The 19,549-nt window shown below is 64.6% G+C and carries 17 protein-coding genes and 1 pseudogene; 7 read left to right on the forward strand and 11 right to left on the reverse strand.

What is annotated here, in order from left to right; translation table 11 throughout:
• The first annotated feature begins 441 nt into the window (after positions 1 to 441).
• Entirely contained in the window at positions 442 to 843 is a 402-nt protein-coding gene (locus tag AKN84_RS38210) for a RidA family protein (RefSeq protein WP_050425562.1), read from the forward strand.
• 125 nt (positions 844 to 968) lie between these two features.
• Here AKN84_RS38210 and AKN84_RS38215 read toward each other — a convergent pair whose 3' ends face one another.
• Both AKN84_RS38215 and AKN84_RS38220 read right to left on the reverse strand, forming a co-directional pair.
• The gene (locus tag AKN84_RS38215) at positions 969 to 2,285 is read right to left on the reverse strand and encodes a DNA polymerase IV (protein ID WP_128971527.1); all 1,317 of its coding nucleotides are present in this window, start codon (positions 2,283 to 2,285) and stop codon (positions 969 to 971) included.
• Positions 2,264 to 2,563 carry a DUF3572 domain-containing protein gene (locus AKN84_RS38220; protein WP_050425563.1) on the reverse strand — a complete coding sequence of 100 codons (300 nt, stop codon included), beginning with the start codon at positions 2,561 to 2,563 and terminating at the stop codon, positions 2,264 to 2,266. The genes AKN84_RS38215 and AKN84_RS38220 overlap by 22 nt, the downstream gene beginning before the upstream one ends.
• A gap of 229 nt (positions 2,564 to 2,792) precedes the next feature.
• Between AKN84_RS38220 and AKN84_RS38225 the strand changes: the two genes are divergently transcribed.
• Positions 2,793 to 3,158, forward strand: a complete 366-nt coding sequence (locus AKN84_RS38225; RefSeq protein WP_016845968.1) for a response regulator — start codon at positions 2,793 to 2,795, stop codon at positions 3,156 to 3,158.
• 15 nt (positions 3,159 to 3,173) lie between these two features.
• Positions 3,174 to 4,547 carry a PleD family two-component system response regulator gene (locus AKN84_RS38230; protein ID WP_050425564.1) on the forward strand — a complete coding sequence of 458 codons (1,374 nt, stop codon included), beginning with the start codon at positions 3,174 to 3,176 and terminating at the stop codon, positions 4,545 to 4,547.
• 104 nt (positions 4,548 to 4,651) lie between these two features.
• On the opposite strand, the gene AKN84_RS38235 is transcribed toward AKN84_RS38230, so the two are convergent.
• The gene (locus AKN84_RS38235) at positions 4,652 to 5,857 is read right to left on the reverse strand and encodes a serine hydrolase domain-containing protein (protein WP_128971528.1); all 1,206 of its coding nucleotides are present in this window, start codon (positions 5,855 to 5,857) and stop codon (positions 4,652 to 4,654) included.
• A gap of 127 nt (positions 5,858 to 5,984) precedes the next feature.
• Positions 5,985 to 6,581, reverse strand: coding sequence for a TetR/AcrR family transcriptional regulator (locus AKN84_RS38240; RefSeq protein ID WP_050425577.1), 597 nt, complete (start codon positions 6,579 to 6,581; stop codon positions 5,985 to 5,987).
• 133 nt (positions 6,582 to 6,714) lie between these two features.
• On the opposite strand from AKN84_RS38240, the gene AKN84_RS38245 reads away from it, so the two are divergent.
• The 3 genes from AKN84_RS38245 (at position 6,715) to AKN84_RS49590 (ending at position 10,050) form a co-directional block, all read left to right on the forward strand.
• On the forward strand, positions 6,715 to 7,947 hold the full coding sequence (locus AKN84_RS38245) for an MFS transporter (RefSeq protein WP_050425565.1): 1,233 nt from the start codon (positions 6,715 to 6,717) through the stop codon (positions 7,945 to 7,947).
• 501 nt (positions 7,948 to 8,448) lie between these two features.
• Positions 8,449 to 9,846 (forward strand): ammonium transporter, encoded by a 1,398-nt coding sequence (locus tag AKN84_RS38250; protein WP_050425566.1) that lies wholly within the window; start codon positions 8,449 to 8,451, stop codon positions 9,844 to 9,846.
• 72 nt (positions 9,847 to 9,918) lie between these two features.
• On the forward strand, positions 9,919 to 10,050 hold the full coding sequence (locus AKN84_RS49590) for an inositol phosphorylceramide synthase regulatory subunit KEI1 (RefSeq protein WP_244485707.1): 132 nt from the start codon (positions 9,919 to 9,921) through the stop codon (positions 10,048 to 10,050).
• A 98-nt stretch (positions 10,051 to 10,148) separates the two neighbouring features.
• On the opposite strand, the gene AKN84_RS38255 is transcribed toward AKN84_RS49590, so the two are convergent.
• The 7 genes and pseudogenes from AKN84_RS38255 to topA all read right to left on the reverse strand — a co-directional run bounded on the left by AKN84_RS38255 (position 10,149) and on the right by topA (position 19,012).
• Positions 10,149 to 10,679, reverse strand: coding sequence for a hypothetical protein (locus tag AKN84_RS38255; protein WP_050425567.1), 531 nt, complete (start codon positions 10,677 to 10,679; stop codon positions 10,149 to 10,151).
• 109 nt (positions 10,680 to 10,788) lie between these two features.
• Positions 10,789 to 10,956, reverse strand: a complete 168-nt coding sequence (gene rpmG, locus AKN84_RS38260) for a 50S ribosomal protein L33 (RefSeq protein WP_018271988.1) — start codon at positions 10,954 to 10,956, stop codon at positions 10,789 to 10,791.
• A 127-nt stretch (positions 10,957 to 11,083) separates the two neighbouring features.
• Positions 11,084 to 12,409, reverse strand: coding sequence for an LLM class flavin-dependent oxidoreductase (locus tag AKN84_RS38265; RefSeq protein ID WP_050425568.1), 1,326 nt, complete (start codon positions 12,407 to 12,409; stop codon positions 11,084 to 11,086).
• A gap of 257 nt (positions 12,410 to 12,666) precedes the next feature.
• On the reverse strand, positions 12,667 to 13,416 hold the full coding sequence (locus tag AKN84_RS38270; protein WP_050425569.1) for an NUDIX hydrolase: 750 nt from the start codon (positions 13,414 to 13,416) through the stop codon (positions 12,667 to 12,669).
• Positions 13,417 to 13,452: 36 nt separating this feature from the next.
• Positions 13,453 to 13,890: a DUF983 domain-containing protein gene (locus AKN84_RS38275; protein ID WP_050425570.1), complete on the reverse strand. Its 438-nt coding sequence runs from the start codon at positions 13,888 to 13,890 to the stop codon at positions 13,453 to 13,455.
• Positions 13,881 to 16,253: a ribonuclease R gene (rnr, locus tag AKN84_RS38280; protein WP_050425571.1), complete on the reverse strand. Its 2,373-nt coding sequence runs from the start codon at positions 16,251 to 16,253 to the stop codon at positions 13,881 to 13,883. The genes AKN84_RS38275 and rnr overlap by 10 nt, the downstream gene beginning before the upstream one ends.
• Positions 16,254 to 19,012 (reverse strand): annotated as a pseudogene (gene topA / locus AKN84_RS38285) (type I DNA topoisomerase).
• A 229-nt stretch (positions 19,013 to 19,241) separates the two neighbouring features.
• Between topA and AKN84_RS38290 the strand changes: the two are divergent.
• On the forward strand, positions 19,242 to 19,481 hold the full coding sequence (locus AKN84_RS38290) for a hypothetical protein (RefSeq protein ID WP_050425572.1): 240 nt from the start codon (positions 19,242 to 19,244) through the stop codon (positions 19,479 to 19,481).
• Positions 19,482 to 19,549: the final 68 nt, after the last annotated feature.

A 19,549-nucleotide genomic window follows, 5' to 3' on the forward strand; every position in this document is an offset into this window, starting at 1 on the left:
GACGTCGTCTCGGGCAAGCGACTTGTCCGCCGTAGCTCAACGAGCGAAGGCGGAAGCGCGACCCGGGACCATAACCACAGGGTTGAGTTGTTACGCGGGCTGTGGCCCCAGCGTCGTGCCGCAACACGATCCTGTGGTTATGGGTCCCTGCTTTCGCACTAGGGCATGCACACATCTTTTCCGATCGAAGAATCGACTCTTAATCAAGGACTTGGATGTGGGGCGATGACCAAAGTTCGCGAGCGCAGCTTAGCTAAACGTCGTCATTTCTCTGCGTTCTTCAGCCAAGTCCTTGAGAAGACTCCAGAAGATGTGTGCATGCACTAGTGCTTTCGCAGGGACGACAGCGGAGCAAGATCATAGTGCCCGGTGAGACTGCGCTGGTCGAATGAGTTGGACACGAGTACGCTTCCCGAAACACGCGTGTCAGGGAGGCACATCATGAGCAAGCTCGATCATCTTCGCCCCAGCGGCCTGCATCACAATCCGGCTTACTCCCACGTCGTCGTCGCATCGGGCGCGCGCACGATCTACATTTCGGGACAGGTGTCGACTGACGAAGAGGGCCGGGTGGTCGGCGTCGGCGATCTCGCCGCGCAGACGACGCAGGTGATGCAGAACCTCGGCATGGCGCTGAAGGCCGCCGGTGCCAGCTATTCCAACATCGTCAAGATCACGACCTTCGTCGTCGGCTACAAGCCTGAGTTGCGCCCGATCATCGGCAAGGCGCGCTCGGCGTTCTTCGAGGGCATGGAGCCGCCGGCCTCTACGCTCGTCGGCGTCACCGCGCTCGCGGCCCCGGAATGGCTGATCGAGATCGAGGCGATCGCGGTCGCGGATTGACGGCAGTGCCTCCCCGTCATTGCGAGGAGCGAAGCGACGAAGCAATCCATCGTTCCGCATATGCTGAAGCATGGATTGCTTCGCTTCGCTCGCAATGACGAAGCCAACGGGAGTTGGAGTAGCTCCTAGTCTTCCGCGTTCTTCTGCGGTCCCTCATACGCAATGCCCCGGATCACGGCGGCGTTGCCGAATTTCTTGCGCAGATTGTCCATCGCGCGTTCGGCGTGCGCCGAGCGGCGGTCGAGCATGTCGGAATCGTTGGCCTGCGAGCCCGGGCGCAACGCGCTGACGCCGGCGCCCATCAGGCGGAAGGCGGTGCCGTCGATCTCCCTGGCCAGCATCTCGCGCGTCACCGCAAAGATCTTTGCGGCCAATTGGGTCGGGGTCTGGATCGATTGCGAGCGGGTGCGTTGGCGGAAGTCGGCGGTCTTCAGCTTCAACGTGATGGTGCAGCCTGAGAGGTCGCTGCTCTTCAGCCGCGCCGAGGTCTTCTCCGACAGCTTCCAGAGCAGTTTTTCCAGGATTGCAAAATCGCGGATGTCGGTTTCGAAGGTGGTCTCGCTCGAGATCGTCTTGGCGCCGCGATCGGGCACCACGCTGCGGTCGTCGATGCCGCGCGCCAGCCGCCACAGCCTGCGGCCTTCGCTCGCAAACTGCTTCATCAGTTCGTTCTCGTCGGCGCGCTGCAGGTCGGCGATGACGCGGAACCCGCGTTGCACCAGCTTCTCCTGCGTCGCCGGGCCAACGCCGTAGATGAAGCCGACCGGCTTGCTGGCCAGCATCTCGCGCGCCTCGTCCTGGTCGAGCGTGGCGTAGCCCCTCGGCTTGTCGAGATCGGAGGCGATCTTGGCGAGGAACTTGTTGCAGGACAGCCCGACCGACACCGTGATGCCGATATCGCGCTCGACCTCGCGGGCGAATCTGGCGAGCACCTTGGCCGGGATCATGCCGTGGACACGCTGCGTGCCGGCGAGATCGAGGAACGCCTCGTCGATCGACAGCGGCTCGACCAGCGGCGTCAGCGCCTGCATCGCCTGGCGCACCTCGCGCCCGACCCGGACATATTTCGCCATGTCGGGCGGGATCACGGTCGCGTCCGGGCAGAGTTCCAGCGCCTTGAACATCGGCATCGCCGAGCGGACGCCGTAGGTGCGGGCGATGTAGCAGGCGGCCGACACGACGCCGCGCTTGCCGCCACCGATGATGACGGGGCGGTCGGCGATGTCAGGATTGTCGCGCTTCTCGACGGTGGCGTAGAACGCGTCGCAGTCGATATGGGCCAGCGCCAGCGCGGGCAGGGTGCGGTGACGCACCAGCCGCGGCGAACCGCAATGGCTGCATCGCTTCACCTTGATATCGAGATCGCCGAGGCAGTCCCGGCAGAAACTGAGGGGGCCGTCGGGAGCTGCCGCCGCCGTCGTCACGGCACGTCGCGCTCCCATTTCGGGTCGCCCAGCACCTGGTGGGCGGCGGCGATGTTGGTCGGGTGCAGTTCGGAGGCCGCGGCGAACGCCTTCACGGTGGCGTCGTCGCGCATCACGAAATCGAGCACGCTCGCAAGAAATTGAGGATTGGATGCTGCGTTCCGCAGCGTCTCTGGACCGATTCCGGTTTCGGCCAGGAACAAGCCCAGCCGTTCGGGATCGCCGGCAATAAAGCCGAGCGCCTGAATCGCAACGATTTCAGCAACTTCCCGGGGGTTGTGAACAGGCTTTTTCAACGCGCCGGTTTGCCTTTCCGTTAACTTATGGTCTCTATTGAGAGGCCCATCATGCCCGAGTCTTCCGCGTGTGTTCAAGCAACGGAAACCACGCTGCGGAAGTTGGACTAACGGGTTAACGGGTTAGAGCGATTCTGGCGCTAGTTTGAATTCACATTTTCGACGCGTCCCGAGCGCGGCGCGTGAGGTGCCGCAGCCGGGCCCGTCTCCTGGGTTTGGGAGGGACGGGATGGCCAAAACCGTCCTGATCGTGGAGGACAATGAGCTCAACATGAAGCTCTTTCGCGATCTGTTGGAAGCGCATGGCTATCAGACTTCGGGCACCAGCAATGGCTTCGAAGCGCTCGATCTCGTCCGCAAGCTGCGCCCCGATCTCATTTTGATGGATATTCAACTGCCTCAGGTTTCCGGCCTCGAGGTCACGCGCTGGATCAAGGACGATCCCGATCTGCGCACGATTCCGGTGGTCGCGGTCACCGCCTTCGCCATGAAGGGCGACGAAGAGCGCATCCGCGAAGGCGGCTGCGAAGCCTATTTGTCCAAGCCGATCTCGGTCGGCAAATTTATTGAGACCGTCCGACGCTTTATCGGATAGGGGAGTTGTGGTGCAATGTCCGCGCGTATCCTCGTCGTCGATGACGTTCCGGCGAACGTCAAGCTGTTGGAAGCCCGCCTGTCGGCCGAATATTTCGATGTGCTGACCGCTTCCAACGGGACCGAAGCGCTGGACATCTGCGCGCGCGCGGAATGCGACATCATCCTGCTCGACGTCATGATGCCTGATATGGACGGCTTCGAGGTCTGCCGCCGCTTGAAGTCGAATCCGGCGACCCATTTCATCCCCGTCGTCATCGTCACCGCGCTCGACAGCCCGGCCGATCGCGTGCGCGGGCTTGAAGCCGGCGCCGACGATTTCCTCACCAAGCCGGTGTCCGACGTCGTGCTGATCGCGCGCGTGCGCTCGCTGACGCGGCTGAAGATGATGACCGATGAGCTGCGCATGCGCGCCATCACCTCGCTCGAGATCGGCATGCAGGCGCCCGAGCGCAGCGCGATCGCGGATCGTGGTACCGGCGGCCGCATCCTCTTGGTCGACGACCGGCCGTCGTCCTACGAGAAGCTGGCGCCGATCCTCTCCGCCGAACACACCGTCGACGTCGAGTCCAATCCGTCTGAAGCGCTGTTCCATGCTGCCGAGGGCAATTACGACCTGCTGATCGTGTCGCTCAGCCTCGACAATTTCGACGGCCTGCGGCTGTGCAGCCAAGCCCGCTCGCTGGAGCGGACGCGTCAGGTGCCGATCCTTGCGATCTCGGATGCCGACAACAACACGCGGCTGATGCGCGGGCTCGAGATCGGCGTCAACGACTATCTGCTGCGTCCGGTCGACAAGAACGAATTGCTGGCGCGGGCGCGCACCCAGATCCGCCGCCGCCGCTACACCGATCATCTGCGCGACAATGTGCAGAATTCGATCGAGATGGCGATCACGGACGCGCTGACCGGCCTCAACAACCGGCGCTACATGGAGAGCCATCTCGCGACGCTTGCGGAGCAGGCCTCGATCCGCGGCAAGCCGCTGGCGCTGATGATCCTCGACATCGATTACTTCAAGGCGATCAACGACACCTACGGCCACGATGCCGGCGACGACGTGCTGCGCGAATTCGCCGTCCGCATCCGCAAGTCGATCCGCGGCATCGATCTCGCCTGCCGCTATGGCGGCGAGGAGTTTGTGATCGTGATGCCGGAGACCGATCTGCATGTCGCCGGCATGGTCGCCGAGCGGCTGCGCCGCTCGATCGCGGGCGAGCCCTTTGCCGTCGACAAGGGCGGCAAGCGGATCACGGTCACGATCTCGATCGGTCTCACCACGCTGGAGCGCAAGGGCGAGCCGGTCTCCGACGTGCTGAAGCGCGCCGACACTGCGCTCTATCGCGCCAAGCACGACGGCCGCAACCGCGTGGTTTCGGCGGCGGCTTAGCCGCATCGCGTAGCTCGGATGCAGCGAAGCGCAATCCGGGATTTCGCGCCATTTGCACGACCGTCCCGGATTGCGCTGCGCTGCATCCGGGCTACCAAGCTGCACTAGCGTCCGCGCTTCACCGCGTCATAGGCCATCCGCTTGAACTCGAACGAGAACGGATGGACGAACGCCATCTGGCGCTGCGCCATCACCACGCCGGCGATGCCCTTTCTGGGCGAGATCCACCACTGCGTGCCGGCGACGCCGCCCCAGTAGAACTCGCCGGCGGCATCGGGATGATCGATCGGCGAAGGGTTGAGGATCAGGCCACCGGCCAGTCCATGCGCCTTGCCGGGCTGCTCGCCCATCATCGCGAAGCGGATCCATTGTCCGTCGGGCAATTGGTTGGACATCATCGCTGCAATCGTATCCGGCTTCAGCAGCGTCGGTCCGCCCGGCAGCAGGCTGCGGATCAATGCGACCATGTCGGGCAGCGTCGAGACCAGGCCGCCGCCGCCGTTGAGCCGCGCGACGGGGCGCAGATAGGCGCCGGGGAAGGGCGCATTGTCGGTGCGGGTGAGGCCCGGCTTCATCGGCTCCATGAGATCAGCGCCCGCGTAATACGCGACAAGGCGGCCCTGATCCTGCTCGGGCACAACGAAGCCGGTATCGACCATGCCGAGCGGATCGAGGATGCGCGCCTTGATGAATCTGTCGAAGCTCTGGCCGCTAACCACCTCGACGAGGCGCGCCACCACGTCGATCGCGAGCGAGTATTCCCACGACGTGCCCGGCTGGTAGATCAGCGGCAGACCGGCCAGCACATCCACCATCTGAGCCAGGGTCGTCTTGGGATTGTGCACGCCGCGCTCGTTGAGCGCCTTGAAGATGACGGTGCCGGGATCGAAGAAGCCGTAGCTCAAACCGGCGCTGTGACTCAGCAATTGGCGGATGGTGATCGAGCTCCGCGCCGGCTCGGTGTCGTCGATCGACGTCGCACCCGGCCACAACACCTTCCGGTTTCCGAGCTGCGGGATGTAGGTCTCGATCGGATCGTCGAGCCGGAAGCGGCCTTCCTCGAACAGCAGCAGCGCGGCGCAGGAGGTGATCAGCTTGGTGTTGGAGAACGCCCGGAAGATATGGTCGGTGCGCAGCGGGATCTGCGCTTCCTTGTCGGCCCAGCCGACGCAGGAGACCTCGACGAGGTCGCGACCCACCATCACCGCAGACGAGATGCCGGACAGGAGATTGTTGTCGATGTAGCGCTGCATGGCGGCGCGCGCCGGCGCGAAATCGTAGCCGGTAGCCGTCACCTTCAGATCTTCCATGGTCGTTCCCCGGTTGCGCCGCGCCGTTCGCGCGGTCGTCGGCCATCTCGCGTGACGGAATATCCGCTCGGGCCGTCGCGCGTGGTCCGCGCTACCAACCAAACGGAACCTGTTTGCGCAACCGGATTTATCCGCCGCGCTTCTTGTCTGTGGAGCTTGCGACCTTGACGCCTGCGTTGGCCAGCAGCACACGCGCCGCTTCCCTGGCCGCGCGCGCCATCGCCGGATCGTCGCGCACCAGGTCCTGTGCGATCGAGCCGTCGACCAGCAGCGTGAGCTGGGTCGCAAGTCCCTCGGCATCGGCGACGCCGAGCTGGCGGAGCAGATCGCGAAACCAGATCCGGCGGCTTTCCTTGAAGGCAACCGCGATATTTCTGAAGGTACGGTCCTCGTCCTCCGGTCCGAGCTCGGCCACCGCGTTCACGAACGGACAGCCACGAAAATCCTTCGCCGCGAAGCGCCGCTCCAGCGAATCGAAGGTTGCGAGAATCTGCTCGGCCGGCGGCTTGTCGGAGGGGCGGGGCTGCACGAAGCGGTGCTGCAGATAGGCCTCGATCAGCGCGTCCTTCGAGGGGAAGTGATTGTAGAGCGTGCGCTTGCTGATGCCGATCTCGGCCGCGATGGTGTCGACGCCGATCGCGCGAATGCCCCGCAGGTAAAACAGTCTGTCGGCGGTCTCCAGGATCCGCTCTTTCATGGTCTGTTTGGGAGGCGGGGAAGCCATGCGCCGGCCGTGATCCTCATCGCTTGACAGCACCGCCTCCGTATAGCCTAATTACACAGGTCTGTGTACCTAAAATAAGCGAGATTCGCAGGCTGCGACACTCGTGTCGTGCCCCGTTGGGAGAACAAGAACAATGCCCCTGTTGCAGGTCCTGCGTCCCACGCTTCCCATTCTGATCGGCGCCTCCATCATGCTCACGCTGAGCATGGGGCTGCGGCAGAGCCTCGGCATCTTCATGCAGCCGCTGACGCACGACATCGGCATCTCGGTGTCTCATTTCACGCTGGCGCTGGCGGTGCAGAACCTCGCTTGGGGCTTCCTGCAGCCGTTCGCGGGCGCGATGACGGTGCGTTACGGCTTCCGCCCGATCATGGTGGTCGGTGCGCTGGCCTACATCGCGGGTCTCGTGTTGATGACGACGGCGCATGGCCTCGTCAGCATCATGATCGGCGCCGGTGTGCTGATCGGCCTTTCGCTCGCCTGCACCGCGAATGCGATCGCCATGTCGGTCGCGGCGCGCGCGGTGCCTGAGACGGTGCGTTCGACCGTGCTCGGCATGGTCTCCGCCGCTGGCTCGCTCGGTGCGCTGCTGTCGGCACCGATCGGCCAGATGCTCAATGAAGGGTTCGGCTGGCGCGTCGGGCTTGCCGGCTTCGTCATCCTCTCGATGTTCATGATTCCGGCGGCCTTGTACGCCGGCCGCGTCGACAAGATTCCGCTGCCGAAGCCGGCCGGCGACGACATCGGCAACGCCACGGCCGCGACCGCGGCGAAGACCGCGTTCGGCAACGCGTCGTTCGTGGTGATGACCTGCGCCTACATGGTCTGCGGCATGCAGCTCGTGTTCCTGACCACGCATCTGCCGTCGTATCTGGCGATCTGCGGGCTCGATCCGATGCTGAGCGCGCAGACGCTCGGCATGATCGGCGGCTTCAACGTGCTGGGCTCGCTGTTCTTCGGCTGGGCCGGCCAGCGCTGGAACAAGCTCGCACTGCTCGGCGGCATCTACATCCTGCGCTCGCTGGCGCTTGCCTGGTACTTCATGCTGCCGGCAACGCCGGGCTCGACGCTGTTGTTCGGCGCCATCATGGGCTTCCTCTGGATGGGCGTCGGTCCGCTGGTTGCGGGCGCGGTGGCCGAGATGTTCGGGCTGCGCTGGCAGGCGATGATCCAGGGCCTTGCCTTCATGAGCCACCAGGTTGGCAGCTTCCTCGGTGCTTATGGAGGAGGGGTGATCTACGACTCGCTCGGCTCCTACACCATGGCCTGGCGCATCGGCGTCGCGCTCGGACTTGCCGGCGGCATCATCCAGCTTGCCTTCGCGCTGATCCGGCCGGCGCAGCCGCCGCTGCTCAAGGCCGCGTAAGCTTCCGATCCCGGCAAACGGCGACTGCCCCATACGAGGGCAGTCGTCGAACGCTGCCTGTTTTTACAGCAATCACTTGCTGCGAGAACGTGCAGTGGAGCGCGAAGCCGTTCCGCGCATGGATTGAATTTGCTGTGTCTTCAACGTGTTGCTCGGCACGCGCCGGTGGCACGAATCTTGATTGAATTTGGCTAGAAATCGTGCCGGAAGCCGCTGCAGCGGTTTCCGGCCTGGGGACCCATGGGAAGGGCTGGCCGCGATGAGGCTAGTCGCCGTCATTCACCAGCCATCCGCGCACCACGGCCATCGCCGCGCCGCCGAGCAGGACGCCCTCGTGCCTCGCGCCCGGCCCGACGCCGCTGCGTCTTCGCTGCATCCCGCGACCCGCCGCACGGCACTTCGAGAGATCCCGACAGCCGAGAACGCGCTGTCTTTCGGCGTTCGCACTTCGAACGCGCCGCGCCGGTTCCGAACACCTGCATTTCTTGTGATGGGAGGACGATGATGGAGTCTGCGACATACACGCGCCCGAAGCTCGTGAGAATCGTGGTTGCGTTGCTGGGAGTGGCGCTTCTTTGCCTGCTGTTCAGTGACATTGCGCTGGCTGAGGATGCGGCGGCGCCGCCGGCCTGCGGCGGCAAGATCCTCGAGAAGTGCACGCCGAATTCCGGCGACACCGCCTGGATGCTCACGTCAGTCGCGCTCGTCCTGATGATGACGGTGCCGGGGCTCGGCCTGTTCTACGGCGGCATGGTGCGCAAGAAGAATGTCGGCGATACCGTGATGACCAGTTTCGCCGTGACCTGCCTGGTCACGATCCTGTTTGCCGTCCTGACCTACAGCCTGGCGTTTCGTGCCGGCACGCCGTTCATCGGCGGTCTCGATCGCATGTTCCTCAAGGACATCCTGAGCGACATCGGCAAGGGTGGCATCGGCAATCCCAATCCGCTCGCCGCGACCATCCCCGAGGCCGTCTACATCTGCTTCCAGATGACGTTCGCCATCATCACGCCGGCGCTGATCGCCGGTGCGTTTGCCGAGCGGATGAAATTCTCGGCGATGCTCTGGTTCATCGGGCTGTGGGCGATCTTCGTCTATGCGCCGATCGCGCATTGGGTCTGGGGACCCGACGGCATCTTCTCCGCGGGGAATGACGCCGCGTATGTCAAGGTTCTCGATTTCGCCGGCGGCACCGTCGTGCACATCAATGCCGGCGTGGCCGGCCTGATGTGCGCGATCATGCTCGGCAAGCGCGTCGAGACGGGGCCGGCGCACAACATGGTGCTGACCTTCATCGGTGCCTCGCTGCTGTGGGTCGGCTGGTTCGGCTTCAACGCCGGCTCCGCCGTCACCGCCGGAATGCAGGCGGGCATGGCGATGCTGGTGACGCAGATCGCCACGGCGGTGGCGGGCTTCACCTGGATGCTGGTGGAGTGGGCATTGAAGGGCAAGCCGACCGTCGTCGGCATCTGCTCGGGCGCCGTTGCGGGTCTCGTGGCGATCACGCCGGCCTCCGGTTTCGTCGGGCCGGTCGGCGCCTTCGCGATCGGCATCGCCGCCGGCGTCTGCTGCTACTGGGGATGCACCGGCTTGAAGCGCATGTTCAGCTACGATGACGCGCTGGACTGCTTCGGCGTTCATGCCCTCGGCGGCATCGTCGGGGCGCTGCTGACCGGCGTGTTCGCGGTCGAGCAGTATGGTGGAACGGCTGGCGTTCTGGAGGGGAATGCCGGGCAGTTCCTCAATCAATGCATCGGCGTCGCGACGGTTTTCGTGTATGATGCCGTCGTGAGCCTGATCATCCTGTTCGTGATCAATCTCTTCGTCGGGCTTCGCGTGACGCGCGACATCGAGCGCGAAGGGTTGGATCTGGCGCTGCACGGCGAGGTCGTGCAGTAGACTTGGCGGCATTCCGCGCCGGCCGGCGATCGTTGCCGGCTGGCACGGATCAAAGCTGTTCGAGGTGATCCGATGAACTGGTTCTATTGGAACACAGCGTGGTCGCTGTTCTTCAGCCTCGTTTGGTTCATGACCATCACACACAATCCGGATGCACGCATCGCCGATGCGCATCTGCCTGATGAGGCGTTTGGCGGCCGCTAGAGCCTGATCCGGAAAAGTGCGAAAGCGGCTTTCCGAAAAGATCATGCTCAGACAACGAGCTGGAGCGCGATGACGATTCAACCAAATCTCATCGCGCTTTAGCTGCGATAGTAGCGCCACATCCTGAGGAACGTCCGGTGGATCTCGTCGGGCGTCCGGTCGAACGGCTCGAGATTGACGCGGACCACGCCGCGATGGTCCATGCGCCACGGCAAGCGCATCAGCAGCCGATAGGCGGGCCGCTTGCGCCAATCAGCCACCAGCGCGCTGCCGAGTGGTCCGTTGAGCACGATCTGCAATTCGTGGACGGTCATCGCGCGCTCTGCGATCTCGACGAGGTCGATCTGCGTGATCGCGCGCCAGCGGATCAGCCCGAAGGCCTGGATGAAGATGCCGTACTGGTTGGCCCCGATGGTCGGACGACCGGCCTCCAGCAGGGGGATGTTGTAGTAGGTGAAGCCCGCGGCGGCCGCCGCCAGCGCCAGCCAATAGATCGCACCCGTGATCCACGTCGCGGTCAGGAAGACGGCGGCAAGCGCGGCGGTGACATAGACCGGAAAGTAGATGTCCTCGCGGCCATAGGCGACCGAGTAGCCGCCGACGTTTCCCTCGTCCAAGCTTGCGATCATGTGAGCCCTGCGCCCGGGACTTGCCCGAAAGACATGAGGGACGACGCCAGGCCACAAAGCAAAAACGGGGCCGCGAGGGCCCCGTTTGAAACGTTGGAAGCAGGCGATCTTACTTGATCTTGGCTTCCTTGAACTCGACGTGCTTGCGCGCGACCGGGTCGTACTTCTTCTTGACCAGCTTGTCGGTCATGGTGCGCGAATTCTTCTTGGCGACGTAATAGAAGCCGGTATCGGCCGTCGACACGAGCTTGACCTTGATGGTGACCGCTTTGGCCATATGCAAATCCTCGAAAATGAAGGGGTATCGGGAGCCGGCCAAATCGGCCCGCGTTTGGCCCGGAAACTAGCCACAAACCGCTCAAAGTCAAGGATTTCCGGGCCGAAATCATCCCGATTCCGGCCAATTAGTCCTCGAAGAACTGGTTTTTCGGCCGCGGCAGGCCCAGATTTTCGCGCAACGTCCGCCCTTCATACTCCTTGCGGAAGATTCCGCGCTTCTGCAATTCCGGGACGACCTTGTCGACGAACTCGAACAGGCCCTGCGGCAGATAGGGGAACATGATGTTGAAGCCGTCGCTGCCGCGCCCCTCAAGCCATTCCTCCATCTGGTCGGCGATGGTCTGCGGCGTGCCGACGAAGGCGAGCCCGCCATAGCCGCCGACGCGCTGGGCGAGCTGGCGCACGGTGAGCTTGTCGCGCGCGGCGACCTCGACGAGGCGCTGCCGCCCGCTCTTGCTGGCGTTGGTCTCGGGGATCGGCGGCAATTGCCCGTCGGGATCGAAGCCGGACGCATCGGTGCCGAGGATTACCGAGAGTGAGGCGATCGCGCTGTCGTAATGCACGCGGCTGTCGAGCAGCGCGCGCTTCTCCTTGGCTTCCTCGACGCTGTCGCCGACCACGACGAAGGCGCCGGGCAGGATCTTCAGATGCTCGGGATCGCGGCCGACCTTCTCCATGCGGCCCTTGATGTCGGCATAGAGCTTCTGCCCGTCGGCCAGGCTGCCGCCGCCGGTGAACACGGCCTCCGCCGTCTCGGCGGCAAGCTGCCTACCGTCGTCTGAAGCGCCGGCCTGCACGATGACAGGCCAGCCCTGCACGGGGCGGGCGATGTTCAGGGGGCCGCGGACCGACAGGTATTTGCCCTTGTGATTGAGCACATGCATCTTGTCGGGATCGACGAACAGCCCGGACTCGACATCGCGCACGAACGCATCGTCGGCGAAGGAATCCCAGAGGCCGGTGACGACGTCGTAGAACTCGCGGGCGCGCTTGTACCGCTCGGCGTGCTCCATGTGATCGTCGAGGCCGAAATTCAGCGCCGCGTCCGGATTGGAGGTGGTGACGATATTCCACCCCGCCCGGCCGCCGGAGATGTGGTCGAGCGAGGCGAACCGCCGGGCGACGTGATAGGGCTCATCGAAGGTGGTCGAGCCGGTCGCGATCAGGCCGATGTTCTCGGTGACGGCCGAGAGTGCGGACAGCAGGGTGAACGGCTCGAACGACGTCACAGTGTGGCTGCGCTTCAGCGCATTGATCGGCATGTTCAGCACGGCCAGATGGTCGGCCATGAAGAAGGCGTCGAACTTGCCGGCCTCGAGCTTCCGGATTAGCGTCTTGATGTGGTCGAAGTTGAAATTGGCGTCGGGCCAGGCCCCGGGATAGCGCCAGGCGCCGGTGTGAATGCTGATCGGCCGCATGAATGCGCCGAGCTTGAGTTGACGCTTCGCCATTGCCCCGTTCCGTTCTTGATGTCGTTAGCGGAACAGATAGGGAGGCGTTTCGCGACGCGCCATCCCGACAGCGCCAGAAGATTTTTGCAATTTGAGGGGCGGCTGGAGGATAAGTCCGCAGTCGCTTCACTGTCGTCATTGCGAGGAGCTCGTGACAAAATTGCAAAGCAATTTTGCACAGAAGCGACGAAGCAATCCATAGTTCAGCAAGCGGTGAGATGGATTGCTTCGCTTCGCTCGCAATGACGGGGGCTGGCCTACGCCCCCAACACGTCCTTATGCATCTTGCCGCCGTAGAAATGGAAGAACGGCACCGGCGCGTCGTGGCGGAGCGGGCCGGTGGCGAGACGGCGGTCGAGCTCGGCGAGCACGTTCTTGGTCATGGCATGCGCGTCCGCGAGCGGCTCGGAGCCGATCTCGACCCAGACCAGCTCAACCAGTTCGGCATCGGCATGCACCACGCCTTCGACGCGATGCGCGATGGTCGAGGCATCCGCTGTGAAGAAGCGGGTGTCGAAGCGGCGGACGCGGCCGGGCGGGGTGATCGCGCGCGCGATCAGGAACAGGCCGGACGGATCAGGCAAGAGACCCGCGTCGGCGAACGGCGCCCACGGGCCGTCGAGCTTCGCCCCCTTCTCGACCTTGCGGCCGAGGCAGAGCCCGGTCTCTTCGCAGGCTTCGCGGATCGCCGCATTGGCGAGTGCGCGCGCGCGGCCGGGTGTGATCTTCGGGCTGCCTTTCAGGAGATTGGCTTCGAGCTCCGGCGTGATCGGTGCGGCGACCGGCACGCGGTTGTCGGCCTTGTCGACGCGGCCGCCGGGGAAAACGAATTTGCCGGGCATGAACACGACCTTGTCGTGCCGCTTGCCGACCAGCACCTTCGGCTTGGCACCGGAGCGATCGATCAGGATCAGCGTCGCGGCATCCTTCGGCCGGAAATACGCGTGATGATCGGCTTCTTTTTCGCCCTGGTGGACGACAGCGGCAGGGGCGGCAGCTTCAGTCATTTCATCCCTTTCATTTCTTCTTATCGTCCGGTTTAGCTAGACCGGCGGGATGTCGCTAGGGGGATTCTCGTCAAAGCCATGCATGCGTAGGGCCCATTGCAAGCCGATCACGGCCCCCTTCACCGGCTGCAACAATGCCAGCGATGCGAACAGCGTGAGCGGCAGATAGATCGCAAGTTGCAGCCACACCGGCGGCGAATAGTTGGTCTCGATCCACAGCGCGGTCGGTACCACGATATGGCCGACAATGACGATGACGAGATAGGCGGGGAGATCGTCGGCGCGATGCGGTGAGAAATCGAGATCGCAGACCGGGCAATGGCCGTCGCATTTCAGAAACTTGCGAAACAGTCTGCCTTTTCCGCAGCGCGGACAACGGCTGCGGAACCCGCGCTTCATTGCGCTCCACACGTCGCGCTTCTCGGACTCGGCCGCATCGCGGGTCCAGACCACCGTCGGCGGTGTCACGTCCATGACTTGCCTCGCTTCGATTTGCCGGGCTTCGACTTCGCCGGCTTGCGGTCCTTCTTGTTGCGCGCCTTCCGCTCCTTGTGCGCCTTCTTGCCGGATCCCTTCGGGCCCTTGCTGCTTCCATTGCCAAATCCCGCGGCGCGGCGCTCGGCTCTTTTGCCGTCACGTTTTCTGTCACGCGGAATTGCCTGACCGTCGGATAATAGCTCAAAGCGTAGTGCGCCCGCCACTGGTGCTGCCTCGACCAGCCGTACGTCGACGACATCGCCGAGCCGATACATGGTGCCGCTGCGCGTGCCGATCAGCGCATGACGCGTCTCATCGTAGTTGAAATATTCGCTGCCGACGGTGCGGATCGGGATCAGGCCATCGGCGCCGGTGTCGTCGAGCTTGACGAACAGGCCGGCGCGCGTCACGCCGGAGATGCGGCCCTGGAACGAGGCGCCGACCTTGTCGGCAAGGAAATGCGCGATCAGCCGGTCGGTGGTCTCGCGCTCTGCCTTCATCGCGCGGCGCTCGGTGACCGAGATCTGCGCGGCGATCTCGGCCAGTGTCTCCACGCTCTCGTCGGTCGGCAAGGCGCCTTCGCCAAGGCCGAGCGCGCGGATCAGCGCGCGATGCACGATCAGATCGGCGTAGCGGCGGATCGGTGAGGTGAAGTGCGCGTAACGGCGCAGGTTCAAGCCGAAATGGCCATAGTTCTCGGCGGAGTATTCGGCCTGCGCCTGCGAACGCAGCACCACCTCGTTGACCAGCGGCTCGTAATCCTCACCCGCAACCTGCGCCAGCACGCGATTGAATTGCGCGGGACGCAGCGCGCCCTGCTTGGTGAAGGGCAGGTCGAGCGTCTTCAGGAATTCCTGGAGGTTCTGCACCTTCTCCTGGCTCGGCTCGTCATGCACACGATAGATCAGCGGCAGCGCCTTCTTCTCCAGCATCTCGGCCGCGGCGACATTGGCCAGGATCATGAACTCCTCGATCAGCCGGTGCGCGTCGAGCCGCTGCGGCACGATCACCCGATCGACGGTGCCGTCGGGTTTCAGCAGGATCTTGCGTTCGGGCAGATCGAGATCGAGCGGGTCGCGCTCGTTGCGTGCGAGCCTGACCAACTCATAGGCCGCCCACAGCGGCTTGAGGATCGGATCGAGCAGGGGACCGGTGGTGTCATCGGGCCTGCCGTCGATCGCGGCCTGCGCCTGCGCGTAAGCGAGCTTCGCAGCAGAGCGCATCAGCACACGGTGGAAGGTATGCGAGCGCTTGCGGCCGTCGGCGCCGATCACCATGCGCACCGCGAGCGCGCCGCGCGGCTCGCCCGGCACCAGCGAGCAGAGATTGTTGGAGATCCGCTCGGGCAGCATCGGCACCACGCGATCGGGGAAGTACACCGAGTTGCCGCGCTGGAGCGCGTCGCGGTCGAGCGCCGAACCGGGCCGCACATAGTAGGCGACGTCCGCGATCGCGACATGGACGATGAAGCCGCCCTTGTTGTTCGGATCGGTGTCGACCTCCGCATGCACGGCGTCGTCGTGGTCCTTCGCATCTGGCGGATCGATGGTGACGAGCGGCACGTCGCGCCAGTCCTCGCGGCCCTGTAGGGTCGCGGGTTTTGCTTCTTCGGCCTCGCGGAGCGCGGAAGACGAGAACACCTGCGGGATGTCGTGGGTGTTGATCGCGATCAGGCTGATCGCCTTTTCACTGGCAATCGAGCCGAGTCGTTCCTTGACGCGGGCGGAGGCAAGTCCATAGCCGCGGGTGCGGATCAGGTCGACGCTGATGAGGTCGCCGTCCTCAGCGCCGCCGGTATCCGGCTTGGCGATGTTGAGCTCGCGGCCGGCCTGCTTCTTGTCGACCGGGATCAATCGCCCGCCGCCATCAGGGTTGCGGCGGAAGATGCCGAGGATGCGGGTGCGGCCGTGGTCGATCACCTTGATGACGCGGCCGCGATAGGGCGTGCCGTCTTGCTCGTCGGTCACCTCGACCCGCAGCAGTGCGCGGTCGCCGACGCCGGCCATGGTGCCGGGTTTCGGCCGCCGCGGCGTCTCGATGCGGATTTTCGGAGTGGTGCCGTTCTCTTCGGTGTCCCACTCGGCCGGGGTGGCGATCAATTCGCCGTCGCTGTCGCGGCCAGTGATGTCGGCGAGCACGGTCGCCGGCAGCGCCGCCGGCTCGTGGATCTTGCGGCCGCGCTTGGCGACCGTGCCGTCGTCGGCGAGCTCGCGCAGCAGCTGCTTCAGCTCGATGCGGTCGGCGTTCTTCAGGCCGAACTCGCGCGCGATCTCGCGGGTGCCGACCTTGCCTGGATTGGCGCGGATGAAGGCGACGATGGCGTCCCGGCCCGGAAAGCCATGGTCGGGTTTTCGTTTCACTTATCCTCGTGCCTTGCCGGCGCTCTTCTTCGCGGGCGCTTTCGCTGACGTCGATGACTTTGCTGGCGATGTCTTGGCCCCCGAAGCGACCGGCGCGCGCGCCTTGCTGGTCGCATCCGATTTCGGCTTCGCGGCGGCCTTCTTCGCAGCCTTCTTGGCGGGCTTGGCCTCGGCATCGCCGTCGGCTGTGTCAGCCCTCTTTTCGGATTTGGCCTTGGCAGGCTTTGCCGCCTTCTTGACCTTCTTGCCGCCGCCCTTGGCCGCGCGCTCGTCGATCAGTGCGATCGCTTCCGCGAGGGTGACCTCATCGGGCGTGCGGTCGCTCGGGATCGTCGCGTTGACGCCGCCGGCCGCGACATAGGCGCCGTAGCGGCCGTTCTTAAGTGCGACCGCGCCGAGCGTCGGGTGATCGCCGAGCGGCTTGCCGGGATCGGCGCCGAAACGGCGGCCGCTCGGGCCCTTCGCGATCTTCTCCGCGATCAGCGTGACGGCGCGGTTCAAGCCGATGTCGAACACCTCGTCGCCGGCCTCGAGGCTGGCATAGGTCTTCTCGTGCTTGACGAACGGCCCGAACCGGCCGAGGCCGGCGGTGATCGGCTGCCCGGTTTCCGGATGCTTGCCGATCTCGCGCGGCAGCGACAACAGCTTCAGCGCCAGTTCGAGATCGACATCGGCAGGCGAGGTGCCCTTCGGAATGCCCGCGCGCTTCGGCTTCTCGCCTTCGGCGTAATCCTTCTGCTCGCCGAGCTGGATGTAGGGGCCGAAGCGGCCCGCCTTCACCGTGACGTCGAACCCGGTGTCGGGATCGGTGCCGAGCACGCGGTCGGCGCTCTCGGCGCTGTCGGCCGCGAGCGGGCGGGTGTAGCGGCATTCCGGATAGTTCGAGCAGCCGACGAAGGCGCCGAACTTGCCGGCCTTGAGGTTGAGCCGGCCGGTGCCGCAGGTCGGGCATTGCCTGACATCGCCGCCATCCGCGCGCGGCGGATAGATATGCGGGCCGAGCATCTCGTCGAGCGCGTCGAGCACCTCGGCGACGCGGAGGTCCTTGATGTCGTTGACCGCGCCGATGAAGCCGCGCCAGAAATCCTGCAGCACCTGCTGCCAGGCGATCTCATTGTTCGAGATGCGATCGAGCTGCTCCTCGAGGTCGGCGGTGAAGTCGTACTCGACGTAGCGCGAGAAGAAATTCTCAAGGAACGCGACCACGACGCGGCCCTTGTCCTCGCCGTGCAGCCGCTTCTTCTCGAGCTTGACGTAGCCGCGGTCCTTCAGCACCTGCAGGATCGAGGCGTAGGTCGAGGGACGGCCAATGCCGAGCTCTTCCATCCGCTTCACCAATGATGCTTCCGAGAAGCGCGGCGGCGGCTCGGTGAAATGCTGGGTGACGGCAAGGCTCTGGCGCTTCACGCTTCGCCCTCGCTCATCGCGGGCAGGCGGCGCGAATCCTCGTCCTCTTCGTCGTCGCGGCTTTCCTGGTAGAGCGCGAGGAAGCCGTCGAACTTGATGACCTGGCCGGAAGCGCGCAGCTCCAGCACGCGGGAGCCGGCCTTGGCTTCGATGTCGACGGTGGTGCGTTCGAGCTCGGCCGACTCCATCTGGCTCGCAATCGTGCGCTTCCAGATCAATTCGTAGAGCCGTGCCTGATCGGCATCGAGCCGGCGGCCGATGGTGGCCGGGCGGCGCGACAGATCGGTCGGGCGGATCGCTTCGTGCGCTTCCTGCGCGTTCTTGGCCTTGGCCTGGTACTGGCGCGGGGCATCCGGCACGTAGGCGTTGCCGTAGTCCTCGCCGATCACCTTGCGGGCCTGCGTGATCGCCTCGGGCGCGATCTGCACGCCGTCGGTTCGCATATAGGTGATGAGGCCGGTGGTCTCGCCGCCGATGTCGATGCCCTCATAGAGCCGCTGGGCGATGCGCATGGTGTGCGCCGGCGCGAAGCCGAGCTTGCGGCTTGCTTCCTGCTGCAGGGTCGAAGTGGTGAAGGGCGCCTGCGGATTGCGGCGCGCCGGCTTGGCCTCGACGGTCGCGACCTTGAACAGCGCGGCCTCGATCGCCTTCTTGAAGTCCTCGGCTTCCGCGCCGGACCCGATGTCGAGCCGCGCGATCTTCTTGCCGTCGGCGCCGACCAGACGCGCCTCGAAGGCTTCGCCGCGCGGCGTCAGCAGCGTCGCGACCAGCGACCAATACTCCCGCGGCACGAACTTCTCGATCTCGAGCTCGCGGTCGCAGACCAGCCGCAGCGCGACCGACTGCACGCGGCCGGCCGAGCGAGCGCCGGGCAGCTTGCGCCACAGCACGGGCGAGAGGGTGAAGCCGACCAGATAGTCCAGCGCGCGGCGCGCCATATAGGCGTCGACCAGCGCGCCGTCGATCTGGCGCGGCGCCTTCATGGCCTCGGAGACGGCCTGCTTGGTGATGGCGTTGAACACCACGCGCTCGACCTTCTGGTCCTTCAGCGCGCGCTTCTCCTTCATCACCTCCAGCACGTGCCAGGAGATCGCTTCGCCCTCGCGATCAGGGTCGGTTGCGAGGATCAGGCGGTCGGCACCCTTGAGCGCCTTGGCGATGTCGTTGAGCCGGCTCGCGGCCTTGGCGTCGACCTCCCAGATCATCTGGAAATTGGCGTCCGGATCGACGGAACCGTTCTTGGCCGGGAGGTCGCGAACATGGCCGAACGACGCCAGGACCTCGTAGGAGGACCCCAGATATTTGTTGATCGTCTTGGCCTTGGCCGGCGACTCCACAATGACGATATTCATGTCATTCCAATAGCTTACGGGAAAACTTGAAGGCTGGTTCCGCTAGACTCGCGGCTCGCCGTGTCGGGGCGAACATGGGTGCTGGGGCGGTCGGTGTCAAATCGCCAGATATTGAAGGTGGGGCTCAAACTGTGGAGTTCCTATCTCAAAGGTTGAAAAATGCGTCCTAGAGTTGCGCCCGGAAAGGGCGTATCTCTTTATATATGGGGTGGGAATCGGATTAGGCCTTTTGAGCAGCATAGGGGGCGGCCGGAAGGGCAAGCCGTCCGGCCGGCGGCGACCGGCAAGCGACGAGACAGGTGGGGAGGGCGGCCCGGATGACGCCCTGGTCCTGATCGCAGCCGCAGCGTCCGAACTCGCCAAACTCGCCCAGCGCCACAAATTCGAAGTCCTGGACCATCTGCTCGCGATGACCCGCCTGGAGGCCGACGAGCAACTGCGCGTGCGCAGCCGAAGGAAGCTGTCGTGAGGCGAAGGCTTGTTCCGGATGATTGGCCCGCCTTGCGCGCAGGGCGCTCTCAATTCGTCATCCTGGCG

The organism is Bradyrhizobium tropiciagri (genome assembly GCF_001189845.1).
Lineage (GTDB): Bacteria > Pseudomonadota > Alphaproteobacteria > Rhizobiales > Xanthobacteraceae > Bradyrhizobium > Bradyrhizobium tropiciagri.

What these genes read in the sequence shown, in the direction of transcription:
- AKN84_RS38210 (WP_050425562.1), top strand. Translation starts at nt 442, where the DNA reads ATGAGCAAGCTCGATCATCTTCGCCCCAGCGGCCTGCATCACAATCCG.
- AKN84_RS38215 (WP_128971527.1), bottom strand. Translation starts at nt 2,285, where the DNA reads ATGGGAGCGCGACGTGCCGTGACGACGGCGGCGGCAGCTCCCGACGGC.
- AKN84_RS38225 (WP_016845968.1), top strand. Translation starts at nt 2,793, where the DNA reads ATGGCCAAAACCGTCCTGATCGTGGAGGACAATGAGCTCAACATGAAG.
- AKN84_RS38230 (WP_050425564.1), top strand. Translation starts at nt 3,174, where the DNA reads ATGTCCGCGCGTATCCTCGTCGTCGATGACGTTCCGGCGAACGTCAAG.
- AKN84_RS38235 (WP_128971528.1), bottom strand. Translation starts at nt 5,857, where the DNA reads ATGGAAGATCTGAAGGTGACGGCTACCGGCTACGATTTCGCGCCGGCG.
- AKN84_RS38240 (WP_050425577.1), bottom strand. Translation starts at nt 6,581, where the DNA reads ATGGCTTCCCCGCCTCCCAAACAGACCATGAAAGAGCGGATCCTGGAG.
- AKN84_RS38245 (WP_050425565.1), top strand. Translation starts at nt 6,715, where the DNA reads ATGCCCCTGTTGCAGGTCCTGCGTCCCACGCTTCCCATTCTGATCGGC.
- AKN84_RS38250 (WP_050425566.1), top strand. Translation starts at nt 8,449, where the DNA reads ATGATGGAGTCTGCGACATACACGCGCCCGAAGCTCGTGAGAATCGTG.
- AKN84_RS49590 (WP_244485707.1), top strand. Translation starts at nt 9,919, where the DNA reads ATGAACTGGTTCTATTGGAACACAGCGTGGTCGCTGTTCTTCAGCCTC.
- AKN84_RS38255 (WP_050425567.1), bottom strand. Translation starts at nt 10,679, where the DNA reads ATGATCGCAAGCTTGGACGAGGGAAACGTCGGCGGCTACTCGGTCGCC.
- rpmG (WP_018271988.1), bottom strand. Translation starts at nt 10,956, where the DNA reads ATGGCCAAAGCGGTCACCATCAAGGTCAAGCTCGTGTCGACGGCCGAT.
- AKN84_RS38265 (WP_050425568.1), bottom strand. Translation starts at nt 12,409, where the DNA reads ATGGCGAAGCGTCAACTCAAGCTCGGCGCATTCATGCGGCCGATCAGC.
- AKN84_RS38270 (WP_050425569.1), bottom strand. Translation starts at nt 13,416, where the DNA reads ATGACTGAAGCTGCCGCCCCTGCCGCTGTCGTCCACCAGGGCGAAAAA.
- AKN84_RS38275 (WP_050425570.1), bottom strand. Translation starts at nt 13,890, where the DNA reads ATGGACGTGACACCGCCGACGGTGGTCTGGACCCGCGATGCGGCCGAG.